This is a genomic window from Marinomonas transparens (genome assembly GCF_016463975.1).
Classification (GTDB): domain Bacteria; phylum Pseudomonadota; class Gammaproteobacteria; order Pseudomonadales; family Marinomonadaceae; genus Marinomonas; species Marinomonas transparens.
The window spans coordinates 1-22,482 of record NZ_JAEMNX010000026.1; the positions used below are offsets into that span (position 1 = coordinate 1).

A 22,482-nucleotide genomic window follows, 5' to 3' on the forward strand; every position below is an offset into this window, starting at 1 on the left:
TAGTGTGGGAGATCCCATGTGAGAGTAGGTCGTCGTCAAGCCTTACATTAAGAAGGCCCTGATAGCTATGCTGTCAGGGCTTTTTTTCGTCTGTAGAAAAGGGATGTGGGAACTTGAAAAGGAGTTGTTATTTACTCTTAGAGTTAAGAGAGAGTTCTTTATTAAGGAAGGTGGTTTGAAATTCATCTGGTGGGATGGGGCGACTGATGAAGTAACCTTGGATATCGTCGCAGCCTATATTTTTTAGTGCGTCAAGTTGGGCTTTGGTTTCGACGCCTTCGGCTATGGTGGTCATTCCTAACTGTTGAGCAAGTAGTATGATGGTGCCAACAATGACATGATCATTTTTATTGGTGGTCATGTTGCGAACAAATGATTGATCTATTTTGAGTTTATGTACGGGAAAGCGTTGTAGATAGCTTAAAGATGAGTAGCCAGTTCCAAAGTCATCAATAGCAGCTTGTATACCAAGTTGTTGGAAGGATTCTAATACCTTGATTGTATTTTCTGGGGCTCTTGTGGCGACTCGTTCGGTAAGCTCAAGCTCTAGGTAATGAGGGGGTAGGTTATTTTCAACGAGTATTTGGGATACGAGACCTGGAAAATTATCTACTTGGAATTGTGCGTAGGATAGGTTTACTGAGACTCTGATGGCGGTAAAACCGTCGTTTATCCATTGTTTTATTTGGCGAGTAGTTTCACGTAATACCCATTCGCTAATGGCTAAGATTTGCCCACTGTCTTCCGCTAGAGGAATGAATTCGGAGGGGCTGACATTACCTAAGTTCCTGCTATGCCATCTAATTAACGCTTCTGCCCCAGTAATTTTGCCACTAGATAGGGATATTTGGGGTTGGTAATGCAGGGTAAATTCGTCTCTTGCTATTGCATCGTGAAGTGCGTTTTCTAGGAGAAGAGCACGGGTTGATGTTGCCTGCATTTCTTGAGTGAAAAAGGCATAGCTGTTTCTGCCTACATTTTTTGCGTGATATTTAGCAGTGTCAGCTTGTTTATAAAGCGCATCAAAATTCTTGCTATCTTGTGGGTAAAGGCTGATTCCGATTGAGGGAGTGATAAAGAATTGGTGTTGGTCTATATGATAACGTTCAGCTAAGGCTTCTTTTATTTCAATTGCTTTTAGTTTGAGTTCTTTTTCGTTTTCTGAGGACAATAAGATAATAAATTCATCATCACCTTGTCTTGCTACATAGTGATCGTCTTTGGCTAAGGTGCGCATTCGGTCGGCGACTGTGAGTACTAGTTGGTCTCCAATACTGTGGCCTAGCGTATTATTGATGTTTTTGAAATGGTCTAGGTCAATAGATAGTAGTGCCAACTTTTTGTCGGTTTGAGCAATTAGATTAAAGGTTTTATTCAATGCTGCTTTATTTGGGAGTTTGGTGATGGAGTCGTGATGAGCTAGCCATTCCATTTTTTCGTATGTTTTTTTAATTTCATTAATATCAATACGTACTCCTAGTAGCAGGGTGGGCTCATTCTGCTCGTTATACTCGGTAACAATACAGCGTACACTCACCCATCGATATTCACCATTGATATGCTTGATTCTAGCTTGGTATTTGTAATAGTTCGAAGGCTCTTCGTTGTTAAGTACGCTTTTAATGGTATTTAAGATGAGCTCACGGTCTTCTGGGTGAACCTTTTCAAGCTCAGCTTTTCTGTCTGCTAGCCCTTCTACTGGGGAATAGCCGAGCATAGTAAAGTAGGACGGAGTGGCAAACCAGACATCTTTAGCAATGTCCCATTCCCATATGCCTACCTTAGTTAATTTTAGAGCCTCACTGATACGTAGTTCCGTTTCAATCAATTTTATTTCACGTTCTTTCAATGCTGTTATGGCATGTGCATGCCCAATTAAGCCAGTAGGGTTGTTGTTTTTATCATAAGTGGAAGTGGTGAGGACATTAAAATAGGCCGTCTTGTTGTCTTTTAAAAAAACGCATTGTTCTGTTTTTCTGGTTTTTGTCGCTGATGTAATAGTTGGAATAATGGTTTTTGCTTGGGAGTTGTAGGACAGAATTTCTTCATCTGTATGGCCGATGATTTTAGATCTATTTATACCAATAAGTTGTTCGAATGCTTGATTGCAAAAAAGATAGATACTGTCGTTGTCTTTTATCCAAATAGGAATAGGTGAGGCTTCAAAGGCTATCGTTATTTGAGTGGGCTGCTGCTGTAAAAGTTCAAGCTGTTTACTCAGGTTATGGTTTTTTGTTCTGAGCTGAAAATGTTTTCTTATTAGAATGATTAATAGAAATGAGGCAACTAGATAGCCAAAAGTCGTAACCCAAGGAATTGTCATCGCTATTAACCTTATTCGCGTATAAAGTACTACATTATGTTGCTACCTGTTGTTTATCATAAAGGATTAAGTGGTTTTCAGTTGTATGTCAAATAGTATTGACCTGTGTCGTTATGTAAGTGCTGATAGAACGACCCCGCTAGCTAGAGGCCTTTTGAGTTCTAAATTGGTTCTTTCGGCTGTTGAGTAATTCACGATAAGCATAGCCACTACGTTTAATGCTTCTTTCTTGTGTAGTGTAATCGACATAGGTCAAGCCGAATCGTTTACTGTAGCCTTCTGCCCACTCGAAGTTGTCCATTAAGCTCCAGGCAAAGTAGCCACGAATATCGACGCCAGCTTCGATAGCATTGTTGACAGCATTAATATGGCTGTTGAGGTAGCGAACCCGCTGGTTATCATCAATTTCACCATTAGTTATTTCGTCTGCACAAGCTGCGCCATTCTCTGTGATGTATATGGGGGGGAGTTCATATTGTTTGTGAAGATTTACTAATAGTTCTTCGAAAGCATGGGGAGCGATTTCCCAACCAATGTCTGTGTATTCAACAGGACTGGTATTTTTTACATCTTTGAATAGGTTTTGTGGCTCATAGGCGTTGTGATTACAGGTGTAGTAGTTCATACCTAGAAAATCGAGAGGCTGGGAAATGATTGCCATATCGCCGGGTAAAATAGTGGGCAAGTATTGAGGCGCTACATCTTTTAGAATTTGAGGATATTGGCCTTTCATGAGCGGTTCAATAAAAAATTGATTATCCAATGTTTCACGTATTAGGCAGGCGAACTGGTCTTCTGTTTTTTCACTGGCTGCGTAAGATTGATTCATATTGAGTACGATACCCACTTTTGCCTGCGGTGTATTTGCTCGAATGACTGGTAAGGCTAAGCCATGAGCAAGCAATATGTGATGAGCCGCTTGGCGGCCATATTTCGGTTTTGCTAATCCTGGGGCATGTATACCAAGCTCATAGCCAAGAATTGCAGCACAGAATGGTTCGTTAAAGGTGGCCCAGCTGTCTACCCACTCCCCTAATTCTTTTGTTACTAAGTCTGTGTAGGCTTTAAATAGATAGGCTGTCTCACGGTTTAACCAGCCGCCCTTATCCTCAAGGTGTTGTGGTAAATCCCAGTGATAGAGGGTAACAAAGACTTTTAGACCTTCAGCTTTGAGTTTTTTGAGCAGGTTTTGGTAGAAGTTTAACCCAGCCTGGTTCGGCTCGCCTTTTTCGTCCATCACACGAGGCCAGGCAATGGATAGGCGATAGGCGTCTACACCTAGGTTTTTGATGAGTTCGACATCTTGTTCCCATAGGTGGTAGTGATCGCAAGCGATTGCACCGTTATCGGCATTTTTTACCTTATTCGGGGTGGCGCAAAATGTATCCCAGATACAAGGTAGTCGATTATCTGCTGTATTTGCCCCTTCTATTTGGAAGGCTGCCGTGGCGACGCCGAAGGTGAAATCAGGTGAGAGCATTTCAGAATTTGATGGTAGCTTGATCGACATGACGTCCTCTAAATTTTGATTTATTTTGGGCTGAACAGTTAAGTGGCAACAAAGGTAATGGAGGAGCATAAAAGGGGTCAATCAGAAGGTCTTGTATTTAGTGATTTAAGTGGGTTTAAGTGTTTTTTAAGATGATTTGTAGCGCATTGGTGTGAGGTTTCTTCCTTGTGATGTGTAGGCATAGAAGCGGTTGAAAAGTTCCTTTGGTAATTCTATGGGAGGTATTTCTTGAAAATGATTGCGAGTATAAAATGCTACCAAGTGTGTGAAGGCAAAACAGTAGCTGCTTGATTGCTCTAATGGTGAGTGGATATTGCTGATGAGATGAGAGCCTAGGCCTTTGTTTCTATATTCTGGTGCTGTCACCATAGCGGTAAGCAGTTGGCAATTAGAAAACTGTTTAAGTCGAACTGCGCATAGGACTTTCCCCTTATTTCGTATTACCCAAATTGGGTCTGCTTTATTGGGCTTCCCGCTGGGGTAATATGCTTGGTAAAATTTTTTTACTAGGGGAAACCAGAGAGCAGGAACGAGTTCGGCGCTGGGGTAGAAGGTATTCATAGGTAAATATATGCCTTGCATGAGATCTTGGATAATAGCATAGAGTCTTCTTGCTAGGACTTTGGTAGGATTAAGGTATTCATTATATGGGAGAAAATGAGTCATGCGACAACAGATGGTGTTGTGGTTCTTGTGTTTTTTTACATTGCCACTATTTGCAGCGGAAGAGAATGCGTCTTTTGTTTATCAAACGAATGAGTCTTTCTCTCATTATATGGTTCGGGCCGAGGGTTACTTAAAAGAGAATAAACAATGGGTTAATGAGCAAGATTGGCCGCGTGAATTGTCTGCAGTGATGCCGTTTGAGATGTTACCAGATGAAAAGAATTGTGCCGGACAGCCAAAAGTTGGCATTCTCCTTTCTCATGGATTGTCGGATTCTCCTTTTTCAATGAGAGATCCTGCTCGGGCGTTGCAACTTGCCTGTTATCATGTGCGGGTCATTTTATTGCCAGGTCATGGAACGAGAGCAGAAGATCTTTTAACAGTCAGTCGAAACGATTGGCGTGTGACTTTTGAAAATGCAGCAAATCAATTTCGTAAAAAACTTGATGCGCTCTATGTCGGTGGTTTTTCTACAGGAGGGGCATTAGCAGCAGAATATGCGTGGCAGCATTCTGATGAGATCGTGGGCGCTGTTTTGTTTTCTCCGGTATTTAAGGTGAACAGTAGTATCGACTGGCTTGCTCCTTTACTTAAGCCATTTATCGATTGGTTAGATCATCATCCGAGTGATGATTTTGCTAAATATGCATCAATACCGGTCCCAGCTATTGCCGAGGTGTATAAGTTATCAAAAGAAGTGCGTAAATCGATGCTTAAAAAACCTAAGGAGCTGCCTATTTTTATTGCCTTATCTGAAGAGGATCAAACGGTAGACTCCTCTGTTACTGAGGTCGTATTTAATAAGGCGATTGTTGGTGCTAAGAGCCAAATGGTGCTTTATAGCAGGGATCATAGTAGCAAAACGGGGCGTATGAAGGTGTATAACTCCGAGTGGCCTGAGCAAAAAATCTTTGGCTTGTCGCATATGGCGGTACATGGAAGCCCAGATAATCCTTATTACGGTGCAAAAGGTGAATATCGTATCTGTGGCTGGTATCTATCCAATGAGTCTTTATACCAGACTTGTCGGACCGACCCTGATAACTGGTTTGGTGAGAAATCCGATGAGCTGTTAGAAAAAAGCCCTCATGCCGCAAGAGTGTCGTGGAATCCTGATTTCAACTCGTTGATGAAGGAGGTTACTTTTTTCATGCAAGAAAATGTGGGTGTTGTGGCTCAATAATTTAGGCTAAGGAAGTAAGTTAATGGTAAATGCAGGGCTTGATTTAAAGACAGTTGATCTTACTGCTCGACAGATCAGTCAGTATCATGAAGAGGGCTATCTTGTCATAGAGTCTCTTGTGTTGGAAAGTGTTTGTGGCGCATTGAAGGAGAGAGTCGCTTTTTTAATGGGTGACTTTGACCCAGATTCTGTGCGTTCTATCTTTACGACAAATGAGCAAACTCGACATGCTGATCGCTATTTTATGGAATCAGCAGAAAAGGTGTCTTTCTTTTTTGAAGAAGAGGCGTTTGATGCTTCTGGTAATCTAAAACAGTCCCTAGCACTTTCTATTAATAAAATAGGGCATGGTTTGCATAGCCAGGATGATGTGTTCAGGGATTTTTCTCTTTCTTGTGTATGGCACTCGCTTTTGCAGCAGTTGGGGATGAAAAAGCCTTGTGCTGTACAGTCCATGTATATTTTCAAACAGCCGGGCATTGGTGGTGAAGTGAATTGTCATCAAGACAGCACTTTTCTCTACACTACACCGATGAGTGTTATTGGTCTTTGGTTTGCGATTGAAGAAGCTACGCTTGAAAATGGCTGTCTCTGGGGGGTTCCAAAAGGCCATAGGGAAGGTTTGCTAAAGCGTTTTGAGCGTGAAACACCGGGATCTATTACCACCAAGATGGTGACAATAAAGGAGCATCAATGGAATCAAGATGAGCTTGTCGCTTTGCCGGTTCCTAAAGGCTCTTTGGTGATATTGAATGGCGAGTTTCCGCATTTGAGTTATGCCAATAGGTCAAATAAATCTCGTCATGCCTATGCTATACATGCTATTGATCAGGTTTGTGAATACCCAGAAGAAAATTGGCTGCAGCCAAGTCAGGGCAAAGCCTTTTTACCTTTTCGAACCGCTTAATACCCTATTTCCTATAATTGGAGTAAAGCAATGCAGGCCATTTTAGCCCTATTGAGTGATAGTAAATTTCATTCAGGTGAAGAGTTAGGGTTGGCGCTTGGAGTAACCCGAGCCGCGATTTGGAAAAAGTTAAAGAAATTAGAAGCGATTGGTGTCACCGTCCATTCTGTTAAAGGGCGTGGTTATCGTTTACCTGTGCCTTTGGAGCTATTGTCAGAGGAAGTGTTGCGTGAAAAGGGGTTGCCTAACGAGGTGGGGGTAAAGTTGGCCTTCGAAACGGAATCGACCAATAGTGATGCTAAAGCTTATATTGCGAATGGGTTGCCACTTCCTGTGTTGGTCTCTGTAGAACGTCAGACGCAAGGTAAAGGTCGCCGTGGTCGCCAGTGGGAATCTGGTGTAGCAAAAAATATCACCATGTCTTTTGCATGGCGTTTTGATAATGGCCCTAGTGTGGTGGAGGGGTTGAGTCTGGCGGCTGGTGTCGCGGTTGCTCGAGTGTTGAAAAAACAAGGTATATCTAATCCCGGTTTGAAGTGGCCTAATGATGTGCAGGTAGACGGTGAGAAAGTCTGTGGTATCTTGTTGGAAATGGTCGCTGATCAAGACGTGTGTCATGTCATTATTGGTATTGGTATCAATGTCGAGATGGATGCTGGTTTTATGACTCAGGTTGATCAGCCTTGGACGGATTTGCTTTCTAAGCTTAAGCACCGCCCTAGCCGTAATGGCATTTTGGCTGAGTTGGCTTGTGAGCTTGTAGAAGTGTGTAAGCGATTTGAAAGTGGTTATGGAATGAAGCACTTCCAGTCTCAGTGGCAGGCTTATGATGTGCTATATAATCAGGTGGTTGCAGTGAGTTCCATTAGTCAGCAACATCAAGGGGTTGCCAGAGGGATTGATGAAAAAGGGGCTTTATTAGTGGAAACCGATGGGCAAGTTGTCGCTTTGCATGGAGGAGAGGTGAGTGTCCGACGTGGCTAATGTACTGGTTGTTGATGCAGGTAATACCAGTATTAAGTTTACAGCGTTTCAGGATGATGACGTATTATGGATGAGGCGCGGGGATGAGTTGCCCAGTGGAACGGATTTTGACCCGCAAAATATCTATATCGCAAGTGTACGCTCCCACGCTTTGACTGAGTTATTACAGGCAAGTATTCAAGCTGAATTCCCTAAAAGTCGGGTGCTGGTGATAACTAGCCAGTCCTATGCCTGTGGTGTGAAAAATGCTTATTTTGAGCCCGCAAGACTAGGGGTCGATCGGTGGCTTGGGGTGGTGGCGGCTCATCATGTTGTTACTGGTGATGTGGTGGTAATTGATGCAGGAACGGCAATTAAGGTGGATCTAGTTAATAAAGAAGGTGACCACCTTGGTGGCTATATAGTGCCTGGGTTGGCTATGATGGAAGAGGTGTTGCTCTCTAAAACAGGTCGCATACGTTATGATGCTCATGAAGTGGTAAAAGGAGAAGGCTTGCCTAATTCAACGGCTAGAGCGGTGACGGAAGGTTGTCACGAAATGGCTTTGGGTTTTCTAGAGCGAATTTATCAATGCTATCAAGATTATCGATGGGTAGTGACAGGTGGTGATGCACAAGCGCTTTTGGGTTTGCTTGGTGTGTCTTTAGAGCTTCAACCCAATTTGATAGCGCTAGGGGCTAAATTAGTGGGTGATGAACAGGTAAGAGGCGATAAATGAAGTGGTTGTTTCTTTTCGTGGTGTTATTGAATGCGGCTTTTTTGAGCTGGCATAGTTTTAATCAAGATTCTCCTAATGCTGATAAAGAGTCTGTGTATGCACCGCCTGTTAGTGAGACGATTCACCTATTGTCTGAAGAGCCTGCAGTGAGTGAGCAAGATTACAATGCAGAGGTTGTATCAAATGAAAGTTTAGAGGCAGCACTTAGTAAAGTGGTAGATCAGGTGAATGCGGATGAAAGTTCGGTTGAGTTATTCTGTCCTCGTATTGAAACGGAAAGGCAAAGTGACAAAAAAATTATCGTTCAGGTATTGAAAGAGTTTGCTTGGCCTTATCAGGAGAAGGAAGTGACGGGTAAAAGGCCCAAGTTTTGGCTTTATATTAATGCACCGGAAACACCTGAAATAGCTAAGGATATAGTTAAAGAGTTGGCGGCTAAATCGATTGATAGTTTTGTTATCAATCGTGGTGAAATGAAAAATAGAATTTCTCTAGGCTTATATTCATCAGAAACACGTGCAGAGCAATCTCGTTTGGGGATAAAGAAGCTGTCTGGTCATGACGTGAATGTGTATGAACATATGCGTAATGTGTCACTTCAACAGATTGATATTGGGCAGCCTATTGAGCTGGAAGATTGGGAGCGCTTCATGGCGAGGCTAGATCTGACCAAGATGATGATAAAGTTGGAAAAAAATCCCTGCTAGCGCTTGCAATTACAGACTCGATAAATATAATGGCTCCCACCTTTTGGGGTGTCGCGTTATAGCACTGAGTACGTGGAGGGGTTCCCGAGTGGCCAAAGGGAGCAGATTGTAAATCTGCCACGAAAGTTTCGGTGGTTCGAATCCACCTCCCTCCACCAATTGCGGGTATGGTATAGTGGCTATTACCTCAGCCTTCCAAGCTGAAGAGGCGGGTTCGATTCCCGCTACCCGCTCCAATGCTCATGTAGCTCAGTTGGTAGAGCACACCCTTGGTAAGGGTGAGGTCGGCAGTTCAAATCTGCTCATGAGCTCCAGTATTATCAATGCAAAAGATGGGTGGTTTTTCCGCCTTTTTTATTGTCTGTTTTTTGGGCAAATACCCTTGCTAAATTTAGCTGTTTTGGGTATTATCCTCCGCCCATACGACTGTAGGCCAGTAGTTCAATTGGTAGAGCACCGGTTTCCAAAACCGGCTGTTGGGGGTTCGAGTCCCTCCTGGCCTGCCAAATTTCGTATCCTATTTTTTAGTTAGGGATCACCTAAAGTATGAGTTCGAATGCTGAAGCTCAAGCGTCTCGTGGAGATGTTTTTAAGTGGGCGATTGTTATTCTGTTGGTTGCGGTAGGCGTAATTGGCAATAACTTTTATTCTGCTGAGTCACTATTGTATCGCTTAATAGCAATCTTGGTGTTAGCTGGTGTTGCTTGTTTTGTTGCGTTACAGACTGCGAAGGGTAGAGCGTTCTTTACATTAGCTAAAGAAGCGAAAACTGAAATTCGTAGGGTTGTATGGCCAACAAGGCAGGAAACGATCCAGACAACTTTGATTGTTTTGGCGGTTGTTGTTTTTATGTCTCTTGTGCTGTGGGGAGTGGATTCGTTTCTTGGTTGGATCGTTTCCTCGGTAATAAGTTAGGAGTTGTTCGTGACCAAACGATGGTATGTAGTACAGGCGTACTCAGGGTACGAAAAGCACGTAATGCGCTCGCTTCTTGAGCGAGTGCAGGTTATGGGGCAAGAAGAGAATTTTGGTGAGATCTTGGTTCCGACAGAAGAAGTTGTCGAAATTCGAGATGGTAAAAAGCGCAGGAGTGAGAGAAAGTTCTATCCAGGTTATGTTTTGGTTCAGATGGATATGAATGACGCCTCTTGGCATTTGGTTAAAGGTACGTCTCGCGTATTGGGCTTTATTGGTGGTACGGCAGATAAGCCGTCGCCGATTACTAGTCGTGAAGCGGATGCTATTTTGCAGCGTGTTAATGACGGTGTTGATAAACCTCGTCCTAAGACTCTGTTTGAAGTGGGTGAGGTGGTTCGTGTTAATGAAGGGCCGTTTGCTGACTTTAATGGTGTTGTAGAAGAAGTTGATTATGATAAAAGCCGAATCAAGGTGGCGGTGCTTATATTTGGGCGCTCGACACCGGTTGATTTGGATTTTGGTCAGGTTGAAAAAGCCTGATTTTGTTGAACGGGTAGCCTTCGGGCGGTGACCCATCTGGAGTTAAAAAAATGGCTAAGAAAGTCCAAGCTTATATCAAGCTTCAAGTTAAAGCGGGTCAAGCGAACCCAAGTCCACCAGTTGGTCCAGCATTGGGTCAGCACGGTGTGAATATCATGGAATTCTGTAAAGCGTTTAATGCCAAAACACAGGGTGTTGAGCCAGGTCTTCCTACGCCAGTTATTATCACTGTATACAGTGATCGTAGCTTCACATTCGAAACCAAATCTACTCCTGCTTCAGTGCTTCTTAAGAAGGCTGCTGGTTTGAAGAGTGGTTCCCCACGTCCAAATACTCAAAAAGTAGGTACGGTTACTCGTGCTCAACTTGAAGAGATTGTTGCGGCTAAACAGGCGGATTTGACTGCTTCTGATATGGATGCAGCGGTTCGTACTATTGCTGGTAGTGCACGCGCTATGGGCCTAGATTGTGAGGGTGTGAACTAATGGCTAAGCTAACTAAACGCGCTCGTTTGATCGCAGAAAAAGTAGATGTGGCAAAGCAATACTCTGTAGAAGAGGCTGTTGCTCTTTTGTCTGAGCTTTCTACTGTTAAGTTTAAAGAGTCTGTTGATGTGTCTGTGAACCTAGGTGTTGATCCGCGTAAATCTGATCAGGCTGTTCGTGGTTCAACTGTCTTGCCTCATGGTGCAGGTAAAGATGTTCGCGTTGCTGTGTTTGCGCAAGGTGCGAACGCTGAAGCGGCGAAAGAAGCAGGTGCAGACGTTGTTGGGTTTGAAGATTTAGCTGAGAAAGTTAAAGCTGGCGACCTAGACTTTGATGTGGTTATTGCTTCTCCAGACGCGATGCGTATTGTTGGTCAACTTGGTCAGATCTTAGGCCCACGCGGTCTAATGCCTAACCCTAAAGTTGGCACAGTAACGCCTGATGTTGCAACTGCAGTTAAGAATGCAAAAGCAGGTCAAGCTCGTTACCGTACAGATAAAAACGGTATTATTCATGCGGCTGTTGGTTCTATTGAATTCGCTGCAGAATCTATCAAAGGCAACTTGGAGGCGCTTTTAGCTGACTTACGTCGTGCTAAACCTGCTTCTTCAAAAGGTGTCTACCTGAAAAAAGTGACCTTGTCTTCTACAATGGGACCTGGTCTACAAATTGATTTAGGCGCGCTTAGTTCAACTAAGTAAGCTTCTAAATCATGCGCTTTGGGGTCTGCCATCATTTGTTTGGTGTGTAGGCCGTCAAAGACCGTAGGAACCCTAGGGGTTTAATCTAGTATTGAAAAATGCTTGTCCTGCGCAGATGGTGTGGCCCGATTCAGATTGACTGGATCTAACTCACCAGCAAGTACTTCGAGAAATCGGAGAGTTGGTAAAAAATAGGGGAATTTTATTCCCTGCTAATCCAGGAGAAAACCAGTGGCATTAGGTCTAGAAGACAAAAAAGCCATTGTCGCCGAAGTTAGCGGTGCTGCTAAAACTGCGTTGTCTGCAGTAGTTGCTGATTCTCGCGGTGTTACCGTGGGCAGCATGACTGCACTTCGTAAAGAAGCGCGTGAAGCGGGTGTTTATGTACGAGTAGTACGTAATACATTGGCTCGCCGTGCAGTGGAAGGCACTGACTTCGAATGCTTACAAGAGAGCTTTGTTGGCCCTACGCTAATTGCTTTTTCTAACGAACATCCCGGTGCGGCTGCTCGTTTGTTAAAGTCTTTTGCGAAGCAAAATGACAAGTTTGAAGTAAAAGCATTGGCGTTCAACGGTGAGTTGATCCCAGCTGGCGACATTGATCGTTTGGCAACACTGCCTACATACGATGAAGCTATTGCGAAGTTGATGAGTGTCATGCAGGGTGCGACAAGCAAACTTGCACGTACGCTTGCAGCGATTCGCGATCATAAAGAGCAAGAAGCGGCGTAGTTTATTTACTTGCCCCTCTTGATACAAAATTTTATTTTATCGCCTTCGGGTGATTTGAAAAGAATGCTAGGAATCTGAGTCATGGCTCTATCTAAAGAAGATATCATCAATGCAGTAGCAGAAATGTCTGTAATGGACGTTGTTGAATTAATTTCAGCAATGGAAGAAAAATTTGGCGTAACTGCGGCTGTTGCTGCGGCAGCTGGCCCAGCGGCTGATGCTGGCGGTGCTGCTGAAGCTCAAACTGAGTTTGACGTAATGCTTACTGCTGTTGGCGACAAGAAAGTTAACGTAATCAAAGCAGTTCGTGCTGCAACTGGCCTCGGCTTGAAAGAAGCTAAAGCCGTTGTTGATGGCGCTCCTGCTGCTGTTAAAGAAGGCGTTTCTAAAGAAGACGCTGACGCACTTAAAGCTGCTCTTGAAGAAGCTGGTGCATCTGTCGAAATCAAGTAATGATACTTGTATTTCCAGATTTCGACCAATAGTCGAAATGGCTGGTGACATTATTGTCACCGGCCTTTTTGGGTTTCTAAAACTCAAATAAAGTCTCAAAGAATTTTTAAATGGGAGATTATACTCCCATATATGGTAAGGCCTGATTTGGGCCTTTTGCGTCAATGTGCACAAGCTGGGGAATGCTGATGGCTTACTCATATACTGAGAAAAAACGTATCCGTAAGGATTTCGGTAAACTGCCGCCCGTTTTGGATGTGCCATACTTGCTGGCAATTCAGCTTGAATCCTACCGTAATTTTCTGCAAGAAGGTAAGACTCTGGCAGAGCGTGGGGAATTGGGGCTGCATGGGGCCTTTAAATCTGTCTTTCCAATGGTCAGTTTTTCAGGTAGTGCGGCACTAGAATACGTCGATTACCGTTTAGGTAAGCCAGTATTTGATGTTAAAGAGTGTCAGTTGCGTGGTGTAACCTACGCGGCACCTTTGCGTGTTCGTGTACGACTTATCATTTATGATAAAGAGTCGTCAAACAAAGCCATCAAAGACATCCGCGAGCAAGAAGTCTACATGGGTGAAATCCCACTCATGACTGAAAACGGTACCTTTGTAATTAACGGAACTGAGCGCGTGATCGTGTCTCAATTACACCGTTCGCCTGGTGTGTTTTTTGATCACGACCGTGGTAAAACGCACTCTTCAGGTAAATTACTTCATTCTGCTCGTATTATTCCTTATCGCGGTTCTTGGTTGGATTTCGAGTTTGATCCAAAAGATTGCGTATTCGTTCGTATTGACCGTCGCCGTAAGCTACCTGCAACAATATTGTTGCGTGCTTTGGGTTACGGAACAGAACAAATTCTAGATACTTTCTTTGATTCAACGCGTTTCTATTTGAAGCGTGATGGGTTTGAGATGGATCTAGTTGCCAATCGCCTTCGTGGTGAAACCGCATTGTTTGATATTGCTGATGCGAATGGCGAATTGATTGTTGAAGAAGGTCGTCGTATTACAGCTAAGCACATTCGTGTTATGGAGAAGGCGGGTCTTAAACGCTTATCTGTTCCGCTGGAATATATGCTTGGTAAAGTGACGGCGAAAAATCTGGTTCACCCTGCAACGGGTGAGTTGATTGCAGAAGCGAATACAGAACTTTCTGTTGACTTACTAGAGGCGTTAGTTTCATCTGGTATTGCTGAAGTTGACACGCTTTATACGAATGATTTGGATAATGGTCCTTTCATCTCTGACACGCTACGCATCGACCCTACTAACAACCAGTTAGAAGCATTGGTAGAAATCTACCGTATGATGCGTCCTGGTGAGCCGCCAACTAAAGAGTCGGCTGAAGGTTTGTTCCAAGGTTTGTTCTTCTCTGAAGATCGTTATGATTTATCTAACGTTGGTCGAATGAAATTCAACCGTCGTTTGGGTCGTGATGAAGATACTGGTCCAGGTATTCTGGATAATGATGATATCGTTGCTGTTCTTAAGACCTTGCTGGGCATTCGTAATGGTAACGGCATGGTTGATGATATTGACCATCTTGGTAACCGTCGAGTTCGCTCTGTTGGTGAAATGGCTGAAAACCAATTTCGTGTTGGTTTGGTGCGTGTTGAGCGTGCTGTTAAAGAGCGCCTTTCTATGGCAGAAGCGGATGGCCTAATGCCTCAAGATTTATTGAATGCTAAGCCTGTGGCTGCGGCAATCAAAGAATTTTTTGGCTCTAGCCAGCTATCTCAGTTTATGGATCAGAACAACCCGCTTTCTGAAGTGACACACAAACGTCGTGTTTCGGCGTTAGGGCCTGGTGGTTTAACACGTGAACGTGCTGGTTTTGAAGTGCGTGACGTGCATGCTACTCACTATGGTCGTGTTTGTCCTATCGAAACGCCAGAAGGTCCAAACATCGGTTTGATTAACTCGCTATCAACTTACGCGCGTACTAATAGCTACGGCTTCTTAGAAACGCCTTATCGTAAAATTGTTGATGGCAAGATGACTGACGATACGGTTTATATTTCGGCGATTGACGAAGCAAAATATGTTATTGCTCAAGCATCAGCAAATGTTGATAGTGAAGGGCGTTTGGTTGATGAGTTGGTTCAGGTGCGTCATATGCACGAAACCACTTTGATTCCAAAAGAAAAAGTAAATTTGATGGACGTTTCACCGCGTCAGGTTGTTTCGGTTGCGGCATCTTTGATTCCGTTCCTAGAGCATGATGATGCTAACCGTGCCTTGATGGGATCAAACATGCAGCGCCAAGCTGTACCAACGCTTAAGGCGGATAAGCCTGTTGTTGGTACGGGTATGGAGAAAAATGTCGCGAAAGACTCAGGTGTTTGTATCGTCGCTAATCGCGGTGGTGTGATCGAGTCTGTTGATGCAAGCCGTATTGTTGTTCGTGTTAATTCCGAAGAAACAGTGGCTGGTGAAGCGGGTGTAGATATCTACAACCTAACTAAGTATGTGCGTTCTAACCAAAATACCTGTATCAATCAGCGTACTTTGGTGTTGAAGGGCGAGCAGGTTGCTGTTGGCGATATTATGGCTGATGGCCCTTCTGTTGATATGGGTGATTTGGCGCTTGGTCAAAACATGCGTATTGCCTTTATGCCTTGGAATGGTTTCAACTTCGAAGACTCGATTCTTGTTTCTGAACGAGTGGTAGAAGAAGACCGTTTCACGTCGATCCATATTCAAGAATTAACTTGTGTGGCTCGTGATACTAAGCTTGGGCCAGAAGAAATTACCTCTGACATCCCGAATGTGGGTGAAGGTGCGCTTTCTAAGCTTGATCAATCCGGTATCGTTTATATTGGTGCAGAAGTTGAGCCTGGCGATATTCTTGTCGGTAAAGTGACGCCTAAAGGTGAAACGCAACTGACGCCTGAAGAGAAGCTTTTGCGAGCTATCTTTGGTGAGAAAGCGTCTGACGTGAAAGACACGTCTCAGCGTGTTAAGACAGGTACTCGCGGTACAGTTATCGATGTACAGGTTTTCACTCGTGATGGTATCGAAAAAGATGAACGTGCGAAGTTCATTGAGAAGTCGCAGCTTGATCAAGTTCGTAAAGACTTGAATGAAGAATTCCGTATTGTTGAGAAGGCCACGTTTGAGCGTTTAGCTGAAACCTTGGTTGGTCAGCAAGCGGAAGGTGGTCCAGGGTTGGCACGTAATGCGATTATCAATGAAGAATACCTGGCGAACTTAGATCACCCTGAGTGGTTTAAAATTCGTGTTGCCAATGAAGAAGCGACTGAACAGCTTGAAAAAGCTCAGATTGCTCTGATCGAGCGCCGCAAGGAGCTTGATGCGAAGTTTGAAGATAAGAAACGTAAACTGCAAACTGGCGATGATCTAGCACCTGGTGTGTTGAAAATTGTTAAGGTTTATGTGGCTATTAAACGTCGTATTCAGCCTGGTGATAAAATGGCCGGTCGTCATGGTAACAAGGGTGTTATCTCTAAGATCATGCCTGTTGAAGACATGCCTTACGATGAGAATGGTGACCCTGTTGATATCGTGCTGAACCCTCTAGGTGTTCCGTCACGAATGAACGTAGGTCAGGTGCTAGAAACTCACTTAGGTGCTGCCTCTAAAGGCTTGGGCCGTAAGATCAATGAGATGCTAGCTGTAGAACGTGAAAAAGCGGAAGCGGTTGCTGAGCTACGTAGTTTCTTGGATGAAATCTACAATGGCTATGAAGGCGATTTGCAATGTGCGCGTACTGAAGATCTAGATAGCTTTACAGACGAAGAAATATTGACCTTGGCTGCCAATCTAAAAGGTGGTGTTCCAATGGCGTCTGGTGCCTTTGATGGTGCAAAAGAGTCTGAGATCAAACGCATGTTGCGCTTAGCGGGAATCAACGAAAGCGGTCAGGTTAAGTTGTTCAACGGCCGTACAGGTGATTCTTTTGAGCGTCCTGTCACCGTTGGTTACATGTACATGCTTAAGTTGAACCATTTGGTTGACGACAAAATGCATGCGCGTTCTACCGGTTCTTATAGTTTGGTTACTCAGCAGCCGTTGGGTGGTAAAGCTCAGTTTGGTGGTCAGCGTTTCGGTGAGATGGAAGTGTGGGCACTAGAAGCATACGGTGCTGCTTACACTCTACAAGAAATGCTGACAGTGAAGTCCGATGATGTGAATGGCCGTACTAAGATGTATAAAAACATCGTTGACGGCGATCATCGCATGGAACCTGGTATGCCTGAGTCCTTCAACGTATTGGTGAAAGAGATTCGCTCTCTTGGTATCGATATCGAGCTGGAAGCTGAATAAGCACGAATCACATTTGATCTGCTGGGGAGCTAGACTCCCCGGCCTTATGAGTGGGGCGAATAATACATGAAAGACTTATTGGGTCTTCTGAAATCACAAGGACATTCTGACGAGTTTGATGCGATCCGCATTGGCTTGGCGTCACCAGATATGATTCGTTCATGGTCTTTCGGTGAAGTTAAGAAGCCGGAAACCATCAACTATCGTACGTTCAAACCAGAACGTGACGGATTGTTTTGTGCCAAAATCTTTGGTCCTATCAAGGACTATGAGTGCTTGTGTGGTAAATACAAGCGTTTGAAACACCGCGGTGTTATTTGTGAAAAATGTGGCGTTGAAGTAGCTCTGTCTAAAGTGCGTCGTGAGCGCATGGGACATATTGAGCTTGCATCGCCTGTTGCTCATATTTGGTTCTTGAAATCTCTTCCATCCCGCATAGGTCTTATCCTTGATATGACGTTGCGTGATATTGAGCGCGTGCTTTACTTTGAATCTTTCATCGTGATTGATCCAGGTATGACGACGCTTGACAAAGGGCAACTGCTAAATGACGAGCAATATTTTGAAGCGCTAGAAGAGTTCGGTGACGAATTCGATGCCCGCATGGGTGCGGAAGCGGTTCAGATGTTGTTGCGTGATCTAGACATGCCTGAAGAAATTAACAGCATGCGTGAAGAGCTAAACAGCACAAACTCTGAAACGCGTATTAAGAAGCTTTCTAAGCGCCTTAAGCTGGTTGAAGCTTTCTTCCATTCTGGTAACAACCCAGAGTGGATGGTGTTAGAAGTATTGCCTGTTCTTCCGCCAGATCTTCGTCCATTGGTGCCGCTTGAAGGTGGTCGTTTTGCGACGTCTGATTTGAACGACCTTTACCGTCGAGTGATTAACCGTAATAACCGCCTAAAACGCCTACTTGAGCTATCGGCTCCAGATATCATCGTACGTAACGAAAAACGTATGTTGCAAGAATCTGTTGATGCCTTGCTTGATAATGGTCGTCGTGGTCGTGCGATTACTGGTTCTAACAAGCGTCCTCTAAAATCTTTGGCTGATATGATCAAAGGTAAGCAAGGTCGTTTCCGTCAGAACTTGTTAGGTAAGCGTGTAGACTACTCTGGTCGTTCGGTTATTACCGTAGGTCCATCACTGCGCCTGCATCAGTGTGGTCTACCTAAGAAAATGGCACTTGAGTTATTTAAGCCATTCATTTTCTCTAAGCTTGAGCTTCGTGGCATGGCGACGACGATCAAAGCAGCGAAGAAAATGGTTGAGCGCGAAACACCTGAAGTGTGGGATATCCTTGATGAGGTGATCCGCGAACATCCAGTAATGTTGAACCGTGCGCCAACACTTCACCGTTTGGGTATCCAAGCGTTTGAGCCTATGTTGATTGAAGGGAAAGCGATTCAGTTGCACCCACTTGTGTGTGCGGCTTATAACGCTGACTTTGACGGCGACCAAATGGCGGTTCACGTTCCGTTGACGATTGAAGCTCAGCTAGAAGCCCGTGCTTTGATGATGTCTACCAATAACATCTTGTCACCAGCAAACGGCGAACCAATTATCGTTCCTTCGCAGGACGTTGTATTGGGTCTGTACTATATGACTCGTGAGAAAATCAATGCCAAGGGTGAAGGCATGGCATTTTCTGACATCAAAGAAGTACATCGTGCGTATGGTGCGAAGCAAGTAGAGTTACACGCTAAAGTGAAGGTTCGTATTAACCAAGTTGATACGACTTTAGAGGGCGAGAAAGTGCCTTCTACCTTTATTGCTGACACGACTGTTGGTCGTGCTCTGTTGTTTGATATTGTTCCTGATGGCCTTCCCTTCTCTGTTGTTAATCAGAGCATGAAGAAAAAGGCGATCTCCAACCTGATCAACGAGTGTTACCGTAAAGTTGGCTTGAAAGAGAGCTGTATTTTTGCTGACCAGTTGATGTACACAGGTTTTGCTTATGCAACTTCATCAGGTTGTTCTGTTGGTGTGGATGATTTCGTTATTCCGCCAGAGAAAGCTGACATTATTGCCAAAGCTGAAGCGGAAGTAAAAGAAATCGAATACCAATATGCAGATGGTCTTGTGACGCAAGGCGAAAAGTACAATAAGGTAATCGATTTATGGTCTCGTACTAACGAAACCGTTACTGAAGCCATGATGAAAAATTTGGCAAAAGAAACCACTGTCAATAAGGCGGGTGAAACGGTTGATCAACAATCTTTCAACTCGGTTTATATGATGGCTGACTCCGGTGCCCGTGGTAGTGTTGCTCAGATGCGTCAGTTGGGTGGTATGCGTGGTTTGATGGCGAAACCGGATGGTTCCATCATCGAAACACCGATCACTGCGAACTTCCGTGAAGGTCTATCGGTACTTCAGTACTTTACCTCCACTCACGGTGCTCGTAAGGGTCTTGCCGATACCGCTTTGAAAACAGCCAACTCTGGTTACCTAACACGTCGTCTAGTTGATGTGGCACAAGATTTGGTAATTACTGAGATTGATTGTGGTTCTTCTAACGGTATTTCCGTTGCGGCCATGATTGAAGGTGGTGACGTTGTTGTTCCTCTTGGTCATCGTGTATTGGGTCGTGTTGTTGCTCAAGACGTTATTGATTCAAAAGGTAATGAGGTTCTTAGTGCCGGTACTTTGATTGATGAGCATAATGTTCGTACGATCGAAGCGGCAGGCGTGGATGAAATGATTATCCGCTCTGTAATTACTTGTGATACCCGTCATGGTGTATGTGCTAAGTGTTACGGTCGTGATCTAGCACGTGGCCATCAGGTGAATATCGGTGAAGCCATTGGTGTTGTGGCAGCGCAATCCATTGGTGAGCCTGGTACTCAGTTGACCATGCGTACTTTCCACATCGGTGGTGCGGCATCTCGAGCATCTGCGGTAGACAGTGTTCAGGTTAAGAGTGCGGGTACGGTTCGTTTCCATAAAATGAAAAGTATCGAGCGTCACACTGGTCATTTGGTGGTTGCGTCTCGTTCTTCTGAGTTGGCGATTGCTGATGAAGCGGGTCGTGAGAAAGAGCGTTATAAGCTTCCTTATGGTGCGGTATTGAGTGTACGTGAAGGTGATCAAGTGACGGCGGGTCAAGTCGTAGCAAATTGGGATCCACATACACACCCAATCGTTTCTGAGATGGAAGGTCGTCTTGAATTCAGTGGTATGGAAGAGAACGTGACGATTCGTCGCCAATCTGACGAAATGACTGGTTTGACAACGATTGAAGTCTTAGAGGTGCGTGATCGCCCAGCGGCAGGTAAAGATTTACGTCCAATGATTGCTGTTGTTGATACGGATGGTAATCCGGTGTTGATTCCGGGTACTGATTCTCCTGTGCAATATATGTTGCCTGAGAAAGCATTATTAAGCTTGGATCATGGGGCTACCGTGAAGTCAGGTGAGGTTCTTGCTCGTATCCCTCAAGAATCCATTGGTAACAAAGATATTACCGGTGGTTTGCCTCGTGTGGCAGACCTATTTGAAGCTCGCCGTCCGAAAGATCCTGCTGTTATGGCAGAAGCAACGGGTGTTGTGAGCTTCGGTAAAGAAACAAAAGGTAAGATACGTTTGGTTATCACGCCACAAGATGGCAGTGATCCAATCGAAACCTTGATTCCTAAATGGCGTCAAATCAACATCTTTGATGGTGAAGAAGTGGCGAAAGGTGAAGTTATCGCCGATGGTCCTTTGAGTCCTCATGATATCTTGCGTCTTCAAGGTGTAGAGGCTTTGGCTGACTACATTACCAACGAAGTGCAAGAGGTTTACCGTTTACAAGGCGTGGTAATTAACGATAAGCACATTGAAGTTATCGTTAACCAGATGTTGCGTAAAGTAGATGTTGGGGAGTCGGGTGATACTGATCTTATCCAAGGTGATCAGGTTGAATTTACTAAATTGCTGGATGCGAATGAAAAAGCAGAAGCAGAAGGTAAGTTCCCTGCGAAGTACGAGCGTGTACTTTTAGGTATCACTAAAGCTTCTTTGGCTACTGAGTCCTTTATATCAGCTGCCTCTTTCCAAGAGACAACTCGAGTCTTAACGGAAGGTGCGGTAACTGGTAAGAAAGATCACTTACGTGGCTTGAAAGAAAACGTTGTAGTAGGTCGTTTGATACCAGCTGGTACAGGCTTGGCTTACCACAATGAACGCAAGCGTAAGAAAGAGCTTGCATTAGCAGCGAAGGAAGGAAGTGCAACAATTAGTGCCTCTGATGTAGAGGAAGCACTAAGCGCAGCACTGAAAGACTAGTTATTTACTGCTAAATCGCAAGGGAGGTGATTTTTTAGTCGCCTCCCTATTGACTGTTTTATAGGCGCAAATTACACTTGCGCCTCCTAAATTTTGGCGATTTCCGCCATAAGAATTGGATCTGTGGAGCTTGTTTAATGGCAACCGTTAACCAGTTGGTTCGTAAACCACGTAAACGTAAAGTGGCAAAGAGTGACGTTCCTGCGTTACAGGCTTGTCCGCAACGCCGCGGTGTCTGCACTCGCGTATATACTACTACCCCTAAAAAGCCTAACTCGGCTTTGCGTAAAGTATGTCGTGTTCGCTTGACTAACGGCTTTGAAGTAACTTCCTACATCGGTGGTGAAGGTCACAACCTACAAGAACACAGCGTCGTGCTGATTCGTGGCGGTCGTGTAAAAGATCTACCTGGTGTTCGTTATCACACCGTTCGTGGTAGCTTGGATACTTCAGGCGTGCAAAATCGTAAGCAAGGCCGTTCTAAGTACGGTACTAAGCGTCCTAAGTAAGTTAACACTACTTGGTTCATCGTTTAGACATAATTTTTTAATACAGTAAGGCCGAGCAGTAATTTTATTGTCTCGGACGAACCTGAAGAGGATATAGACATGCCTAGAAGACGCGTCGTCGCAAAGCGTGAGATACTTCCGGATCCTAAACACGGAAGCCAAATTCTTGCTAAGTTCATCAACCACGTAATGGTTAGTGGCAAGAAGTCTGTAGCAGAAAGCATTGTTTACAATGCACTAGACACTGTTTCAGAGCGCGCTAAAACTGAAGAGCCTATGGCTATCTTCGAAAAAGCCCTAGAATCTATCCAGCCAATGGTTGAGGTTAAATCTCGCCGTGTGGGTGGTGCGACTTATCAAGTCCCTGTAGAAGTGCGTCCAGCCCGTCGCGCAGCGTTATCTATGCGTTGGTTGGTTGAAGCTTCTCGTAAGCGTGGTGAAAAATCCATGGCATTACGTCTAGCAGGTGAAATTCTAGATGCTGCTGAAAATAAAGGTTCTGCTGTTAAGAAACGTGAAGACGTTCATCGCATGGCAGAAGCGAACAAAGCATTCTCGCATTACCGTTTCTAATCGTCCGGAGAAGCA

Annotated in this window: 18 protein-coding genes and 4 tRNA genes; 19 read left to right on the plus strand and 3 right to left on the minus strand. The window is 44.4% G+C overall.

The features are described 5' to 3' along the window. Positions 1-127: 127 nt before the first annotated feature. From I8J31_RS17630 to I8J31_RS17640, 3 genes are all read right to left on the minus strand, one after another. Positions 128-2,323, minus strand: coding sequence for a sensor domain-containing protein (locus I8J31_RS17630; protein ID WP_199469909.1), 2,196 nt, complete (start codon positions 2,321-2,323; stop codon positions 128-130). Positions 2,324-2,462: 139 nt separating this feature from the next. Further along, positions 2,463-3,833 carry a GH1 family beta-glucosidase gene (locus I8J31_RS17635; RefSeq protein WP_199469910.1) on the minus strand — a complete coding sequence of 457 codons (1,371 nt, stop codon included), beginning with the start codon at positions 3,831-3,833 and terminating at the stop codon, positions 2,463-2,465. 126 nt (positions 3,834-3,959) lie between these two features. After that, positions 3,960-4,499 carry a GNAT family N-acetyltransferase gene (locus tag I8J31_RS17640; protein WP_325101223.1) on the minus strand — a complete coding sequence of 180 codons (540 nt, stop codon included), beginning with the start codon at positions 4,497-4,499 and terminating at the stop codon, positions 3,960-3,962. Here I8J31_RS17640 and I8J31_RS17645 point away from each other — a divergent pair. The 19 genes from I8J31_RS17645 to rpsG all read left to right on the plus strand — a co-directional run bounded on the left by I8J31_RS17645 (position 4,498) and on the right by rpsG (position 22,467). Continuing rightward, a complete protein-coding gene (locus tag I8J31_RS17645; RefSeq protein ID WP_199469912.1) occupies positions 4,498-5,682 on the plus strand; it encodes an alpha/beta hydrolase in 1,185 nt (394 codons plus the stop codon). The genes I8J31_RS17640 and I8J31_RS17645 overlap by 2 nt on opposite strands. 22 nt (positions 5,683-5,704) lie before the next feature. Beyond that, entirely contained in the window at positions 5,705-6,589 is an 885-nt protein-coding gene (locus tag I8J31_RS17650; protein WP_199469913.1) for a phytanoyl-CoA dioxygenase family protein, read from the plus strand. A gap of 30 nt (positions 6,590-6,619) precedes the next feature. Beyond that, the gene (locus I8J31_RS17655; protein WP_199469914.1) at positions 6,620-7,573 is read left to right on the plus strand and encodes a biotin--[acetyl-CoA-carboxylase] ligase; all 954 of its coding nucleotides are present in this window, start codon (positions 6,620-6,622) and stop codon (positions 7,571-7,573) included. Next, positions 7,557-8,291 (plus strand): type III pantothenate kinase, encoded by a 735-nt coding sequence (locus I8J31_RS17660; protein WP_199469915.1) that lies wholly within the window; start codon positions 7,557-7,559, stop codon positions 8,289-8,291. Before I8J31_RS17655 ends, I8J31_RS17660 begins: the two co-directional genes overlap by 17 nt. Beyond that, positions 8,288-8,998 carry an SPOR domain-containing protein gene (locus tag I8J31_RS17665; RefSeq protein WP_199469916.1) on the plus strand — a complete coding sequence of 237 codons (711 nt, stop codon included), beginning with the start codon at positions 8,288-8,290 and terminating at the stop codon, positions 8,996-8,998. The genes I8J31_RS17660 and I8J31_RS17665 overlap by 4 nt, the downstream gene beginning before the upstream one ends. Before the next feature lie 74 nt (positions 8,999-9,072). Then, positions 9,073-9,156 (plus strand) — tRNA-Tyr (locus I8J31_RS17670). A 3-nt stretch (positions 9,157-9,159) separates the two neighbouring features. Then, a tRNA-Gly gene (locus I8J31_RS17675) sits at positions 9,160-9,234 on the plus strand. A 2-nt stretch (positions 9,235-9,236) separates the two neighbouring features. Next, positions 9,237-9,312, plus strand: a tRNA-Thr gene (locus tag I8J31_RS17680). 116 nt (positions 9,313-9,428) lie between these two features. Continuing rightward, a tRNA-Trp gene (locus I8J31_RS17685) sits at positions 9,429-9,504 on the plus strand. A gap of 40 nt (positions 9,505-9,544) precedes the next feature. Further along, positions 9,545-9,913: a preprotein translocase subunit SecE gene (gene secE, locus I8J31_RS17690; protein WP_199469917.1), complete on the plus strand. Its 369-nt coding sequence runs from the start codon at positions 9,545-9,547 to the stop codon at positions 9,911-9,913. Between the two features lie 9 nt (positions 9,914-9,922). Continuing rightward, positions 9,923-10,456: a transcription termination/antitermination protein NusG gene (gene nusG / locus I8J31_RS17695; RefSeq protein ID WP_199469918.1), complete on the plus strand. Its 534-nt coding sequence runs from the start codon at positions 9,923-9,925 to the stop codon at positions 10,454-10,456. Between the two features lie 50 nt (positions 10,457-10,506). Continuing rightward, positions 10,507-10,941: a 50S ribosomal protein L11 gene (gene rplK / locus I8J31_RS17700; RefSeq protein ID WP_199469919.1), complete on the plus strand. Its 435-nt coding sequence runs from the start codon at positions 10,507-10,509 to the stop codon at positions 10,939-10,941. Then, positions 10,941-11,642: a 50S ribosomal protein L1 gene (rplA, locus tag I8J31_RS17705; RefSeq protein WP_199469920.1), complete on the plus strand. Its 702-nt coding sequence runs from the start codon at positions 10,941-10,943 to the stop codon at positions 11,640-11,642. The genes rplK and rplA overlap by 1 nt, the downstream gene beginning before the upstream one ends. A 231-nt stretch (positions 11,643-11,873) precedes the next feature. After that, positions 11,874-12,374, plus strand: a complete 501-nt coding sequence (rplJ, locus tag I8J31_RS17710; protein WP_199469921.1) for a 50S ribosomal protein L10 — start codon at positions 11,874-11,876, stop codon at positions 12,372-12,374. A gap of 81 nt (positions 12,375-12,455) precedes the next feature. After that, positions 12,456-12,827 (plus strand): 50S ribosomal protein L7/L12, encoded by a 372-nt coding sequence (rplL, locus tag I8J31_RS17715; RefSeq protein ID WP_199469922.1) that lies wholly within the window; start codon positions 12,456-12,458, stop codon positions 12,825-12,827. Between the two features lie 188 nt (positions 12,828-13,015). Next, entirely contained in the window at positions 13,016-17,116 is a 4,101-nt protein-coding gene (gene rpoB, locus I8J31_RS17720) for a DNA-directed RNA polymerase subunit beta (RefSeq protein ID WP_199469923.1), read from the plus strand. A 66-nt stretch (positions 17,117-17,182) separates the two neighbouring features. Beyond that, positions 17,183-21,385, plus strand: coding sequence for a DNA-directed RNA polymerase subunit beta' (rpoC, locus tag I8J31_RS17725; RefSeq protein ID WP_199469924.1), 4,203 nt, complete (start codon positions 17,183-17,185; stop codon positions 21,383-21,385). Positions 21,386-21,522: 137 nt separating this feature from the next. Further along, the gene (gene rpsL, locus I8J31_RS17730; RefSeq protein WP_013659444.1) at positions 21,523-21,894 is read left to right on the plus strand and encodes a 30S ribosomal protein S12; all 372 of its coding nucleotides are present in this window, start codon (positions 21,523-21,525) and stop codon (positions 21,892-21,894) included. Between the two features lie 99 nt (positions 21,895-21,993). After that, positions 21,994-22,467, plus strand: a complete 474-nt coding sequence (rpsG, locus tag I8J31_RS17735; protein ID WP_199469925.1) for a 30S ribosomal protein S7 — start codon at positions 21,994-21,996, stop codon at positions 22,465-22,467. Positions 22,468-22,482 lie beyond the last annotated feature (15 nt).

Excerpts from the sequence above, each read along its gene's own strand:
- secE (WP_199469917.1), top strand. The coding sequence starts at position 9,545 with ATGAGTTCGAATGCTGAAGCTCAAGCGTCTCGTGGAGATGTTTTTAAG.
- rpoB (WP_199469923.1), top strand. The coding sequence starts at position 13,016 with ATGGCTTACTCATATACTGAGAAAAAACGTATCCGTAAGGATTTCGGT.
- I8J31_RS17635 (WP_199469910.1), bottom strand. The coding sequence starts at position 3,833 with ATGTCGATCAAGCTACCATCAAATTCTGAAATGCTCTCACCTGATTTC.
- rplL (WP_199469922.1), top strand. The coding sequence starts at position 12,456 with ATGGCTCTATCTAAAGAAGATATCATCAATGCAGTAGCAGAAATGTCT.
- I8J31_RS17645 (WP_199469912.1), top strand. The coding sequence starts at position 4,498 with ATGCGACAACAGATGGTGTTGTGGTTCTTGTGTTTTTTTACATTGCCA.
- I8J31_RS17665 (WP_199469916.1), top strand. The coding sequence starts at position 8,288 with ATGAAGTGGTTGTTTCTTTTCGTGGTGTTATTGAATGCGGCTTTTTTG.
- rplA (WP_199469920.1), top strand. The coding sequence starts at position 10,941 with ATGGCTAAGCTAACTAAACGCGCTCGTTTGATCGCAGAAAAAGTAGAT.
- I8J31_RS17630 (WP_199469909.1), bottom strand. The coding sequence starts at position 2,323 with ATGACAATTCCTTGGGTTACGACTTTTGGCTATCTAGTTGCCTCATTT.
- rpoC (WP_199469924.1), top strand. The coding sequence starts at position 17,183 with ATGAAAGACTTATTGGGTCTTCTGAAATCACAAGGACATTCTGACGAG.
- rpsG (WP_199469925.1), top strand. The coding sequence starts at position 21,994 with ATGCCTAGAAGACGCGTCGTCGCAAAGCGTGAGATACTTCCGGATCCT.
- rplK (WP_199469919.1), top strand. The coding sequence starts at position 10,507 with ATGGCTAAGAAAGTCCAAGCTTATATCAAGCTTCAAGTTAAAGCGGGT.
- rpsL (WP_013659444.1), top strand. The coding sequence starts at position 21,523 with ATGGCAACCGTTAACCAGTTGGTTCGTAAACCACGTAAACGTAAAGTG.
- I8J31_RS17650 (WP_199469913.1), top strand. The coding sequence starts at position 5,705 with ATGGTAAATGCAGGGCTTGATTTAAAGACAGTTGATCTTACTGCTCGA.
- I8J31_RS17655 (WP_199469914.1), top strand. The coding sequence starts at position 6,620 with ATGCAGGCCATTTTAGCCCTATTGAGTGATAGTAAATTTCATTCAGGT.
- I8J31_RS17640 (WP_325101223.1), bottom strand. The coding sequence starts at position 4,499 with ATGACTCATTTTCTCCCATATAATGAATACCTTAATCCTACCAAAGTC.